Origin of the sequence: Janthinobacterium sp. RA13, from assembly GCF_000745325.1 — a bacterium.
GTDB lineage: Bacteria > Pseudomonadota > Gammaproteobacteria > Burkholderiales > Burkholderiaceae_D > Janthinobacterium > Janthinobacterium rivuli.
The window spans coordinates 2,384,047-2,396,068 of the sequence record NZ_JQNP01000001.1; the positions used below are offsets into that span (position 1 = coordinate 2,384,047).

A 12,022-nucleotide genomic window follows, 5' to 3' on the forward strand; every position below is an offset into this window, starting at 1 on the left:
GACAGCGCCCCAAAATACAACGCCAGGGCCGCCAGCAGAGCACTATTCTAACAAAGGTCTGATTCACATGCCCGAATTATCTACCGCCAGCGAGGCGGAAAGCGCAATTATCTCTTTCCCGGACTCCCCCTTCAAGCTGCACCAGCCCTTCCCTCCGGCCGGCGATCAGCCCACGGCGATCGACCAGTTATCCGAGGGGATCGCCGACGGACTGGCCTTCCAGACCCTGCTGGGCGTGACCGGCTCGGGCAAGACCTACACCATGGCCAACGTCATCGCGCGCATGGGCCGGCCCGCCATCGTCTTCGCGCCGAACAAGACGCTAGCGGCGCAGCTGTACAGCGAGTTCCGCGACTTTTTCCCGCAAAACGCGGTCGAATACTTCGTCAGCTACTACGATTACTACCAGCCCGAAGCCTACGTGCCGCAACGCGACCTGTTCATCGAAAAGGACTCGTCGATCAACGAGCATATCGAGCAGATGCGCCTGTCGTGCACCAAGTCGCTGATGGAACGGCGCGACGTCATCATCGTCGCCACCGTCTCGGCCATCTACGGTATCGGTAACCCGAACGAATACCACCAGATGATCCTGACGTTGCGCGTCAAAGACAGGGTCGCCCAGCGCGACGTCATCGCGCGCCTGATCCAGATGCAGTACACGCGCAACGAAGTCGATTTCGGCCGCGGCACCTTCCGCGTGCGCGGCGATACCATCGACATCTTCCCCGCCGAGCATGCGGAACTGGCCGTGCGCCTGGAAATGTTCGACGACGAGATCGAATCGATCCAGCTGTTCGACCCGCTGACGGGCAGAGTGCGCCAGAAAATCCCCCGCTTCACCGTGTATCCGGGTTCGCACTATGTGACGCCCCGCTCCACCGTGCTGCGCGCCGTGGAAACCATCAAGGACGAGCTGCGCGAGCGCCTCGAGTTCTTCCGCAAGGAGAATAAGCTGATCGAAGAGCAGCGGCTGGAACAGCGCACGCGCTTCGACCTGGAAATGATGGCCGAAATCGGTTTTACCAAGGGTATCGAGAACTACTCGCGCCACCTGTCCGGCGCGCTGCCGGGCGAACCGCCGCCGACCCTGGTCGATTATTTACCGCCCGACGCCTTGATGTTCCTCGACGAGTCGCACGTGCTGACGGGCCAGCTGAGCGCCATGTACAACGGCGACCGTTCGCGCAAGACGAACCTGGTCGACTATGGCTTCCGCCTGCCGTCGGCGCTCGACAACCGTCCCTTGAAATTCGAGGAATTCGAGCAGAAGATGCGCCAGACCGTGTTCGTCTCGGCCACGCCGGCCGAATACGAAAAGACGCATTCCGACCAGGTGGTCGAACAGGTCGTGCGTCCCACGGGCCTGGTCGACCCGCAGATCATCGTGCGCCCGGCCAGCAGCCAGGTGGACGATCTGATGTCGGAAATCGTCGAGCGCATCAAGAAGGACGAGCGCGTGCTGGTGACGACCTTGACCAAGCGCATGTCCGAGCAATTGACGGAATACCTGGGCGACCATGGCATCAAGGTGCGTTACCTGCACAGCGATATCGAAACGGTCGAGCGCGTGGAAATTTTGCGCGACCTGCGCCTGGGCACGTTTGACGTGCTGGTGGGGATCAACCTGCTGCGCGAGGGCCTGGACTTGCCGGAAGTCTCCTTGGTCGCCATCCTCGACGCGGACAAGGAAGGCTTTTTGCGTTCCGAACGCAGCCTGATCCAGACCATCGGCCGCGCCGCGCGTAACCTGAACGGCACGGCGATTCTGTACGGCGACCGCATCACGGATTCCATGCGCCGCGCCATCGACGAGACGGAACGCCGCCGCGCCAAGCAGATCGCTTTCAATACGGCCAACAACATTATCCCGATCGGAGTGAAGAAATCGATCCGCGAAATGATCGACGGCGTCTACAGCCCGCAGGAAGCGCGCGAAACCCTGCAAGTGGCGCAGGAAGCGGCCAAGTTCGAGTCCATGAGCGAGAAACAGGTCAGCAAGGAAATCAAGCGTTTGGAAAAACTGATGGTCGACCACGCCAAGAACCTGGAGTTCGAAAAGGCGGCGCAAGTGCGCGACCAGCTGCACATCCTCAAGCAGCAGCTGTTTGGCGCACCGGGTACCGACAATGTGACATCGATACTGGGTAGGTCGGATTAGGCCCAGCGGGCCGTAATCCGACAACATCGTTGGCGCTGGTCGCGGTGTCGGATTACGCGGCCTTGCCGCTAATCCGACCTTGTATTATTCCCTTCATGCCGTTCGTGATATTGCGAACGGTATCGACCGCTGTCAAAATCTTGGTAGGCATATCAAGACCGGGTAACTGGATGCCGTATCCGCCCTTAGGCTTCGAGCCAGTTTCGTAGATCTCGCACCAGTTACCCATCCTCAATGTCAAGATCGGACAGTATCTTTGGCACCGGCATGCCGGTTAGCCCGCATTCACAAGGTAGATCGCAAGAGGACCACAGCATGTTTAATTTAGGAATCGACGTTGCCAAGGCGAAGCTCGACTGCGCGCTGCGCCTGCCTAACGGAAAACACCGTAACAAAGTAGTAGAAAACAATCACAAAGGATTCATCGCACTCAGCGAATGGCTGCTCAAGCAGGATGCCGGCAGCCCGCGCGTCTGTATGGAAGCGACCGGCACCTACTGGGAAAAGGTGGCCGAATATCTGGCAGGATGTGGCATGCTGGTCAGTGTCATCAACCCGGCGCAGATCAAGGCCTTCGGCGCTTCGCGCCTGGTGCGCACCAAAACGGACAAAGTCGACGCGCAGCTGATCGCCGACTTCGCCCATGAACGCCAGCCCGAGCCGTGGCTGGCACCGTCGCCTGCCGAACAGGCACTACGCGCCATGGTGCTGCGCCTGGAAGCCTTGCAGACCATGCGCCAGCAGGAATGCAACCGGCTCGATGTGGCACGTGAAGCCGTGCGCAAAGGCATCGTCGATCACATTACCTGGCTCGATGGCCAGATCAAGGAGCTGATCCAAGCCATCAAACGGCATATCAATGACGACCCGGATTTACGCGGCAAGAGTGAGCTGCTCGACACCATTCCTGGTCTGGGCGAGCGGTCGATTCCGGTGCTGCTGTCCTACTATGCCAATCCCGAACGCTTCGACAGCGCCAAGCAAGCCGTGGCGTTTGCGGGACTCGACCCGCGGCAACACGAGTCAGGCTCCAGCGTACGTGGCAAGCCACGCATGTCGAAGGTCGGCCACAGCTTCCTGCGCAAAGCCCTGTACATGCCAGCCATGGTGACCGTGCACCGGACAGCCTGGGGCAAGCGCTTCGGTCAGCGCCTACGTGCTGCTGGCAAGGCAAAGAAACTGATCATCGGCGCCATGATGCGCAAGCTGGTGCATGTAGCATTCGGCGTGCTCAGGTCGGGCAAAATATTTGATCCGACCTTGCACGCCGCTTGACGGGGATAACAGTATCTACTTGAAAAGCCTTGACCGCACCAGCGAGTACAGGATTGCTGCCCATGGGTTTGCCCTACTCCGGCAGCGAATAGTCGATGTCGTAGAAATGCTGGCCGTTTTCAATGCGGATGGCCAGCGTCCCGCTGATGCCTGTCAGTTGCCCCGTGCCGGAATGGGGCACGATCACGATGGACAGCGTCTGCTGGCCGTCGGCCATCGTGCCCGCATGCTGCGCCACGAAGCTGCCTTGCCTGCCTTGCAGCTCGCCCGTGATGGCTTCCATGGCGACATAGCCGGCCGCGCCTTTGGTGTCCGTCACGGCGCTGAGCATCTCGCCTTTGGCCGTGGCGACCAGGTCGCCGGCATACACTTTGTCGAGCAGCACCTTGCCCAGAGTCGTGCGCCCCGAGCGCTGGGGCGCTGCGGCTGGCGTCATGGTGATGCTGAAACTTCCCGTGGCGTGCACTTGCATGCGATGATCTCCTTCTGCAGACGAGGCGGCGCCGGCCGGCGCCACCGATAGACAACATGCGGCCAGCACCAGGCCCGGCAAGCTGTATGATTTCATGATTCCCTTTCAATCGATGCGAGAGAGCCATCCTAGTGCCGCGCAGGAGACAAATATTGGATAAAGCCGACAGCATGCGCAATGTGCTGGCCGCGCGCGGCCAGGCGCCGAAAGGCATCGTCGACCCGCAGGCGGCGGCGCGCCGCATACGGCTGGCGACCTATCCGCCGGCTGGCGCGCTGGCGCCGTTCGTCGACTACTTCTGGGTGGTCGAATGGGACAGGCGGGACTGCGCGCCGCAGACGCAGCGCGTGCTGCCCTACCCGAACGCCCACCTGGTGTTCAACCTTGGGCGCACGGCCATCCATGGCGTCGTGCGCGGCGCCTTCGACCGGCCATTGAGCGGAGCGGGCAAGGTGCTGGGCGTGCGTTTTTCGCCGGGCGGCCTGCGCCCGTTCATCAGCCAGCCCTTGTCGTCATTCACAGATACGACCATCGCCGCCGACGCCCTGCTGGACATGCCGGCCGCGCAAGCCGAGGCGCTGGTGCTGCTGCAAGCCGACGATACGGCGATGGTGGCACAGGCACAGGCGCTGCTGCTGGCAAGGCTGCCGCAAGTCGATGACGCGGCCCTGCTGGCCGCCAGGCTGACGGCCGCCGCGGCGGCCCGCAATGGCCCGGCGGGCGTGGCGCAGCTGTGCGAAAAAATGGGCATCGGCGAACGCCGGCTGCAGCGCCTGTTCGCCAACTACGTGGGCGTGCCGCCGAAGTGGGTGATCCAGCGCTACCGCCTGCAGGAAGCGATCTGGCGCCTGGCGCAGCCCGATGCGCCCGACCTGGCCAGCCTGGCGCAGGAACTGGGCTTTTTTGACCAGGCCCATTTCAGCCGCAGTTTTGCGGAACTGGTGGGCAGCACGCCGCTCGACTATCGCCGCTCGCAACGAGAGGCAGCCGCCTAGCACTGCGCTCACCCCCGCCGCCCCTGCTTGCCGATGCTCGCGCTCATCATATCGAACAGGGTGCGCGAGGCGGGCGGCATCGCGTGCTGATGCCGGCTGATCAGGCCCAGCGTCCGCTTCACGGCGGGATTGACGAGCGGCACGCCGACCACCGTGCCTTGCCGCTCCGGCAAAATCGACAGCCCCGGCACGGCCGCCACGCCCAGGCCCGACTCCACCAGCGCCAAGATACCTGACACGTGGTTGATCTCGCACGAGATCCACGGGTGCTTTTCCACGCCGGCCAGCGCCGCATCGAGCACGCTGCGGTTGCCGCTCGACTTGGCCACCGAGATATAGCGTTCGTCGACGGTATCTTTCCAGCTCAGCTTCTTGCGCTTGGCCAGCCGGTGATCGTTGCGCATCGCCAGCACGTAGGTTTCGACATAGATGGGCTGGAAATGGATCTCCGGATTTTCCGCGCCCGTGAAGCTGATGCCGAAATCCGCCTCGCCCGTCAGCACAAGATTGAGCACATCCTGCGCGCTTTCGTCATGCACGCGCACGCGGATTTTTGGAAACTGCGCGCTGAAGCGCTTGAGCACGTCCGGCAGAAAATGCCACACGGCCGATGGCACGCAGGCGAACGTCACCGTCCCGGTGCGGTGCGCGGCCAGATCGGCGACACCGAGCACGGCATCCTCGAGGCCGTTCAGCGCATCGCGCACGTTCACCAGAAACACCTGCCCCACATTGGTCAGCTGCACGCGCCGGGTGGTGCGTTCGAACAGCTTGACCCCCAGCGCATCTTCGAGTTTTTCAATGCGGCGGCTGAGCGCCGGCTGCGACAGGAACAGGTCGGCCGCGGCCTGGCGAAAGCTGTTGCGCTCGGCCACGGCCACGAAGGCCTGCAAATCATGAAGTTCGTAATTGATGCGCTGCATGCATGAATCCCCGGAAAAATTGCAATTATCAAATTATGCCATTTCAACGATGATGGGGCCTTAATGCTGAGCCTCGCCAAGAAGGCATCACCCCGAGGGAGACACCATGCGACATTGTTCCACGTTCGCGCTATTGTTCGCGGCCAGCGGCACCTGCCTGGGCCAGAGCGGCGCGGTTTTGTATGGCATCGCGGATGCCGGCATCCGTTATGGAAAAGGTTTGACCGCCGCCAACGCACCGGCGGCCGGCGGCGCCACGCCCGCCATCAGCAGCGGCATCAACAACACCAGCCGCTGGGGCCTGCGCGGCCAGGAAGACCTCGGCGGCGGCTGGCAGGCGCTGTACCGTCTGGAGGGTGGCCTGAATCTGGACACAGGCAGCGCGGCCAAATCCGACAAGCTGTTCGACCGGCAAGCGTGGGTGGGCCTCAAGTCACCGCTGGGCTCCGTGACCCTGGGGCGCCAGGCAACCTTGCTGGCCGACGCCATCGCGCCGGTGGATCCGCTGGGCATCCGCTATGCCTCATTCAATCCGAACGTCAACATCACGGGCTTGAGCAACACGGCTTTTGGCCGGCATGCGTTCGGCCAGCAATACGGCAGCAGCGGCTATGCCGACAACTTCTACCGGCTCGACAACATGGTGAAAACCAGCGCCAGCCTCGGGCCGGTGGTGGCGCGCGCCGCCTATTCCTTCGGCGAGGTGGCGGGCGCCACGTCGCCATTGTCGACCTGGGGCGGCGCCCTGACCTACCAGCAGGCGGGGCTGGCCATCTCCGGGGCGCTGATGCGCTTTCGCAATCGCGACAACCGCAGCCTCGACGCCGCCACCGTGGGCGCCGCCTACAAGGTGGACATCTGGCAGTTCAAGGCCAACCTCGGCGTCAACCGCGCCGACGTGGGCGCCGGCAAATCCGTGCGGCAGGGCGTGCTGTCCGCCGGCGTAAGCCGGCAAATGGCGCAGGACGTGCTGCTCACGACCGCCTACTACAAGGTGCGGCGCAGCGCCACGGGCCACGTCGACGACGGCTTCCAGCGCGCTTTCGCCTACCTGGAAAAAACGCTCTCGCCGCGCTCGACCCTGTATCTCGAATCGGACTACACCACGTGGCAAGGCGATGCGGCCGGCGTCACGGGAACGCGGGCCAACGACCGCAAAGGCATGGGCCTGACGCTCGGCCTCATGCACAAATTTTAACGACAGGAGAAACAACCATGCTTCAACAGACCCTCGTGCGGCGCTCCGCCCCCCTACTGGCCGGCTTCATGCTGCTGGCCGCCGGCGCGGCCCATGCCGCCGACATCCGCGTGGTCAGCTCGGGCGGCTTCGCCCAGGCCTACAAAAACCTGGCCCCCGCCTACGAGCGCGCCAGCGGCGACCATCTGGTCTCCGAATGGGGACCATCGATGGGCACCACCAAGAATGCGATCCCGGCGCGCCTGGCGCGCGGCGAGCAGATCGACGTCGTCATCATGGTCGGCGACGCGCTCGACAAGCTGATGCAGGAAGGCCGCCTGGTCCCCGGCAGCAAGGTGGTGCTGGCCAATTCGCCGATTGCCTGCGCCGTGCGGCGCGGCGCGGCCAAACCCGACATCAGCACCACCGAGGGCTTGCGCAGCGCCTTTCTGAAGGCGGGCAAGGTCGCCTATTCGGACAGCGCCAGCGGCGTCTACATCGAGACGCAGCTGATGAACAAGCTGCAGATTTCGGAGCAGATGCAGGGCAAGGCCGCAAAAATTCCCGCCACCCCCGTCGGCGAAATCATCGCCCATGGCCAGGCCGATTTCGGCTGCCAGCAGCGCAGCGAGCTGCTGCCGGTCGAGGGCATCGACATCGTCGGCCTGCTGCCGCCGGAAGTGCAGAAGATGACGCAGTTTTCGGCGGCGCTGGTCCCCGGCGGCAAGGAGCTTGAGGCCGGCCGCGCCTTGCTGCGCTTCCTCGCCGCCCCTGCCAATGCGGGCGCGATCGAAGCGACCGGGCTGGAACCGGCGTCAGGATCAACTACGCACTAGGCGACGTCACTCATCTTTCATCAATAGGTAAATCATGGCCATTCCCTCCACCGCCGCACCCATCGCCGAGGCAGCGCCGCCGCGCGCGCAGGTGCGCCCGCCCTCGCGCATCGCCACCGTCATCCGGGTGACGAGCGGGAACTTCATCGAAATGTACGATTTTTTCCTGTTCGGCTTTTACGCCACGTACATTGCCAAGGCCTTTTTCCCCGCCACCAGCGAATACGCGGCCCTGATGATGACGTTCGCCACCTTCGGCGCGGGATTTTTCATGCGTCCGCTGGGCGCCATCATCCTCGGCAGCTACATCGACCGCATCGGCCGCCGCAAGGGCCTGGTGCTGACCCTGGCCATCATGGCTTCCGGCACGGCGCTGATCGCCTTCGTGCCCGGCTATGCCACCATCGGATTGCTGGCGCCGTTCCTCGTGCTGATCGGGCGTTTGCTGCAAGGTTTTTCCGCCGGCGTGGAACTGGGCGGCGTGTCCGTCTACCTGTCCGAAATGGCGACGCCCGGCAACAAGGGATACTACGTCAGCTGGCAGTCGGCCAGCCAGCAGGTGGCCATCATCTTTTCCGCCGCGCTGGGCTACTATCTCAACGAAACCTTGAGCAAGGAATTCATCGCGGACTGGGGCTGGCGCATTCCGTTCTTCATCGGCTGCTCCATCATCCCCGTGGTGTTCTACATCCGCCGTTCGCTGCAGGAGACCGAGGCCTACCTGACGCGCAAATCGCATCCCACGTTCCGGCAGATGCTGGCGACCATCGCCCTCAACTGGCCGCTGGTGGTCACCGGAACGATGCTGATCGTGCTGACGACGGTCGCCTTCTACCTGATCACCGTCTACACGCCGACCTTCGGCAAAAACGTGCTCAAGCTGAGCACCGAGGAAAGCCTGCTCGTCACCTTGTGCATCGGCCTGTCGAACTTCATCTGGCTGCCCGTCATGGGTGCGCTGTCCGACCGTATCGGGCGCTGGCCCATCATGGCCGTATGCTCGGCGCTAACGGTATTGACAGCGTATCCGGCCTTGTCCTGGCTGGTCGCCCATCCCAGCTTCGACCACATGCTGATGGTGGAGCTGTGGCTGTCCTTCCTGTACGGCAGCTACAACGGTGCCACCATCGTCGCGCTGACGGAAATCATCCCGGCCAGCGTCAGGACGACGGGCTTTTCGCTGGCCTACAGCCTGGCCACGGCGCTGTTCGGCGGCATGACGCCGCTCGTATCGACCTTGCTGATCGAGAGCACCGGCGACAAGGCGGCGCCAGGCTACTGGATGGCCGGCGCCGGCGCCATCAGCCTGCTGGCGACGTGGCTGATCTATCGCGGCATCGTCAGAGAGCGCCATCCGCTCCCGGCATGATGTTACGGCCAGGCGGGCCGGCGCATGTGGAACAGGCTGTCCGGCCCGATCTCGAAATAATCGGCCGGACCGCCGCCGCGCAAGATCGGTGCGGCGGCCGCCGTGTCGTACACGCCATCGCTCAACAGGTGGCGCGCGATGTGCACGCCCACCACTTCCCCCAGCACCAGCCAGCTGCCGACACCGTCGCCATTGACGCCTTGCAGCTCGATGATCTGCGTGCGCCGGCATTCGAAGGAGACGGGACTTTCGGCCACGCGCGGCACCTTGACGATGCGCGAGGCGGCCGGCGTCAGGCCGGCCAGCGCGAATTCATCGACCTCGGGCGGCGCCGGCGCGCAGCTGATATTCATCGCGTCGGCCAGTGGACGGGTGGCCAGGTTCCACACGAATTCGCCCGTCTGTTCGATATTGCGCAAGGTATCCTTGCGGCCGATGCTGGAAAAACCGATCAGCGGCGGATGGTAATTGAAGGCGTTGAAAAAGCTGTACGGCGCCAGATTGAGCACGCCCTCGCTGCTGCGCGAGGCGATCCAGCCGATGGGCCGCGGCCCCACGATGGCGTTGAACGGGTCATGCGGCAGGCCATGGCCCTGTGCAGGTTCATAAAAGTGAATGTTGTCGGCCACGCGCGTTCCTGAAATCGAAGTCATGGGCGCCCGGGATGGAACGCCTGGAGCGACAGCTTACTGGAATTGCCGCCACCGCGTTGCCAGCCCGCCGGCGCCAGGCGCGCTCGCGCACGCATCATGACAATTGTATGGCGCGCAGCACCACGCCTCGCTTATGATGGGACAACTCAACCCTTATCATTCCGCTACCGCCCATGCCTACCCTCACGCTGCATCAGAAAGTGTTCCTGCTCCTCCTGAGCATCGTCACCATCGGCTTCGGCTGGATACTGGCGCCGTATGCGGGCGCCATCTTCTGGGGCGTCATCCTGGCGATCCTGTTCGCCCCCGTGTACCGCTGGCTGCTGCGGAAAACCAAGGGCCGCGCCGGCCTGGCGTCGCTGCTGACCTTGCTGCTGATCATCGTCATCGTGATCCTGCCGCTGTCGCTCATTTCCGTGTCGCTCGTGAACCAGGCGGCCAGCGTCGTGGAAATGGTGCGTTCGGGCGAAATCACGGTAGCCATGTTCTTCGATAAAATCATGGCGGTGCTGCCGCAATGGCTGATCAATTTGCTCGACCGCTTCAACCTGACCAGCCTGGCCAGCCTGCAGGACAAGCTGGCCGAGGGCGCCACGCAGGTGAGCCAGGTGGTGGCGGTGAAAGCCATCAATGTGGGCCTGTACACCTTCGAATTCCTCACCAGCCTGTGCATCATGCTGTACCTGCTGTTTTTCCTCATGCGCGACGGTTCGACCCTGTCGGCCCGCATCAAGGGCGCCGTGCCATTGAGCCGCAAGTACAAGCAGCGCCTGTTCACCAATTTCACCACCGTGATCCGCGCCACCGTGAAAGGCAACATCCTCGTGGCGATCGCCCAGGGCGCCCTCGGCGGGCTGGCGTTCTGGTTCCTCGACGTGCCGGCGCCCCTGCTGTGGGCCGTGCTGATGGCGTTCCTGTCGCTGCTGCCGGCCGTCGGCGCCGCCCTCGTCTGGGCGCCCGTGGCCGCCTATTTCCTGGCCACCGGCGCCATCTGGCAAGGCGCGGGCCTGGCCGCCTTCGGCGTCTTCGTCATCGGCCTGGTCGACAACGTGCTGCGCCCCATTTTGGTCGGCAAGGATACCAAGATGCCCGACTACGTGGTGCTGCTGTCGACCGTGGGCGGCATGGCCCTGTTTGGCCTGAACGGTTTCGTCATCGGCCCCGTGGTGGCAGCGCTGTTCATTGCCTCGTGGGATCTGTTCGTCTCGGCCAGCGAATTCCAGGCCGAGGATTGAGTCGTGGCGGCCTGGGCAGGCGGGAAACAGATGCGCATCGACCTTGCAGGACAAGCGCATGATTTTTCTCTCGGCCAGCGTTCCCATGGCCGCTACATCGCCGCGATTATCGTGCTGCACCTGGCGCTGTTCTGGGTAGCCACGCGGCCCGCACACACAAGCGTCGAGCACGATGAGCGGATATGGCTGCAGCTGATGCCGCCACAGCGGCCAATGCAACGCTTCATTCCCCCCGCCAAGCCCGATCCGGCGCCGGCACGCGCGCCAGCCCTTCCATCGAGCGCGGCAAGCGTGTCGCCGCCAAAGAAGGCGACGGCATCGGTGCAGGACCAGCCGCAAGACGATGCCCTGCCGGCAGAACCGGCGCCTGCCGCACCCAGGACCGGCGCCCTCCCCCTGGCGCAACGGGCGCTGCAGGCAGCCGGCGCCATCGACCGCCAGCTGCGCGCCGAGCATCCGCAGGAGTTCGTGGCGCCGCCCGATACGCCGCAGACGCGCCTGGCAAAAGGATTTGCGGAAGCGCATGCGGCGGTCAAGCCGAAGTGGTTCGAAGCGGCCCGCATTGAGCTGTTCAGCGCGCCAAACGACCCGAAACGCATCTACCGCGTCATCACGGCGACCGGTGAATACTGCATCTATTTACCGGACAAAGGCAGCATGTCGCTGAACCTCAGCGCGCGGTCCGGCTACGCCGGTTTCGGCGAAGGGACGGCGGCGCCTTGTCCCATCCGGTTTTAACAGCGGTCGATGCAGCGCGCCTCCAATAAAACCTGCGGAACCCTGCGCTGCCGACGGCGCCACTTGCGCTTCCTGAAACAGGCGGGAACAGCCTGGCGGCAGAGTGTCCGCCGGCGCCGGCCAGCCTCGGCAACTATCCACATGAGACCGCATTTCGCATATTTATCATGTTGCAATAGTATACATTT

11 protein-coding genes are annotated in these 12,022 nt (G+C 63.6%); 8 read left to right on the top strand and 3 right to left on the bottom strand.

Annotation, left to right across the window (positions count from 1 at the left end; translation table 11 throughout):
- The first annotated feature begins 67 nt into the window (after positions 1 to 67).
- Together uvrB and FG13_RS10520 are read left to right on the top strand one after the other, a co-directional pair.
- Positions 68 to 2,161, top strand: a complete 2,094-nt coding sequence (gene uvrB, locus FG13_RS10515; protein WP_035820673.1) for an excinuclease ABC subunit UvrB — start codon at positions 68 to 70, stop codon at positions 2,159 to 2,161.
- Positions 2,162 to 2,476: 315 nt separating this feature from the next.
- The gene (locus tag FG13_RS10520; RefSeq protein ID WP_035820674.1) at positions 2,477 to 3,436 is read left to right on the top strand and encodes an IS110 family transposase; all 960 of its coding nucleotides are present in this window, start codon (positions 2,477 to 2,479) and stop codon (positions 3,434 to 3,436) included.
- Between the two features lie 73 nt (positions 3,437 to 3,509).
- On the opposite strand, the gene FG13_RS10525 is transcribed toward FG13_RS10520, so the two are convergent.
- The gene (locus tag FG13_RS10525; RefSeq protein ID WP_235211712.1) at positions 3,510 to 4,004 is read right to left on the bottom strand and encodes a DUF3224 domain-containing protein; all 495 of its coding nucleotides are present in this window, start codon (positions 4,002 to 4,004) and stop codon (positions 3,510 to 3,512) included.
- Positions 4,005 to 4,060: 56 nt separating this feature from the next.
- Between FG13_RS10525 and FG13_RS10530 the strand changes: the two genes are divergently transcribed.
- Positions 4,061 to 4,903, top strand: coding sequence for a helix-turn-helix domain-containing protein (locus tag FG13_RS10530; protein WP_051958883.1), 843 nt, complete (start codon positions 4,061 to 4,063; stop codon positions 4,901 to 4,903).
- A gap of 8 nt (positions 4,904 to 4,911) precedes the next feature.
- Here the strand turns inward: FG13_RS10530 and FG13_RS10535 are convergent, their stop codons facing one another.
- Entirely contained in the window at positions 4,912 to 5,826 is a 915-nt protein-coding gene (locus FG13_RS10535) for a LysR family transcriptional regulator (protein WP_035820677.1), read from the bottom strand.
- A gap of 106 nt (positions 5,827 to 5,932) precedes the next feature.
- On the opposite strand from FG13_RS10535, the gene FG13_RS10540 reads away from it, so the two are divergent.
- Genes FG13_RS10540 through FG13_RS10550 form a run of 3 tightly spaced genes read left to right on the top strand, consistent with a single transcriptional unit; the run spans position 5,933 to position 9,208 of the window.
- A complete protein-coding gene (locus FG13_RS10540; RefSeq protein WP_035820679.1) occupies positions 5,933 to 7,024 on the top strand; it encodes a porin in 1,092 nt (363 codons plus the stop codon).
- A 17-nt stretch (positions 7,025 to 7,041) separates the two neighbouring features.
- Positions 7,042 to 7,839 carry a substrate-binding domain-containing protein gene (locus FG13_RS10545; protein ID WP_035820681.1) on the top strand — a complete coding sequence of 266 codons (798 nt, stop codon included), beginning with the start codon at positions 7,042 to 7,044 and terminating at the stop codon, positions 7,837 to 7,839.
- A 34-nt stretch (positions 7,840 to 7,873) separates the two neighbouring features.
- Positions 7,874 to 9,208, top strand: coding sequence for an MFS transporter (locus tag FG13_RS10550; RefSeq protein WP_081922526.1), 1,335 nt, complete (start codon positions 7,874 to 7,876; stop codon positions 9,206 to 9,208).
- A 2-nt stretch (positions 9,209 to 9,210) separates the two neighbouring features.
- Here the strand turns inward: FG13_RS10550 and FG13_RS10555 are convergent, their stop codons facing one another.
- Positions 9,211 to 9,861 (bottom strand): flavin reductase family protein, encoded by a 651-nt coding sequence (locus FG13_RS10555; protein WP_200880269.1) that lies wholly within the window; start codon positions 9,859 to 9,861, stop codon positions 9,211 to 9,213.
- Between the two features lie 173 nt (positions 9,862 to 10,034).
- Between FG13_RS10555 and FG13_RS10560 the strand changes: the two genes are divergently transcribed.
- Positions 10,035 to 11,096 (top strand): AI-2E family transporter, encoded by a 1,062-nt coding sequence (locus tag FG13_RS10560; RefSeq protein ID WP_035820686.1) that lies wholly within the window; start codon positions 10,035 to 10,037, stop codon positions 11,094 to 11,096.
- A 30-nt stretch (positions 11,097 to 11,126) separates the two neighbouring features.
- Positions 11,127 to 11,834, top strand: coding sequence for a hypothetical protein (locus FG13_RS10565; protein WP_035820688.1), 708 nt, complete (start codon positions 11,127 to 11,129; stop codon positions 11,832 to 11,834).
- The last annotated feature ends 188 nt before the right edge of the window (positions 11,835 to 12,022 follow it).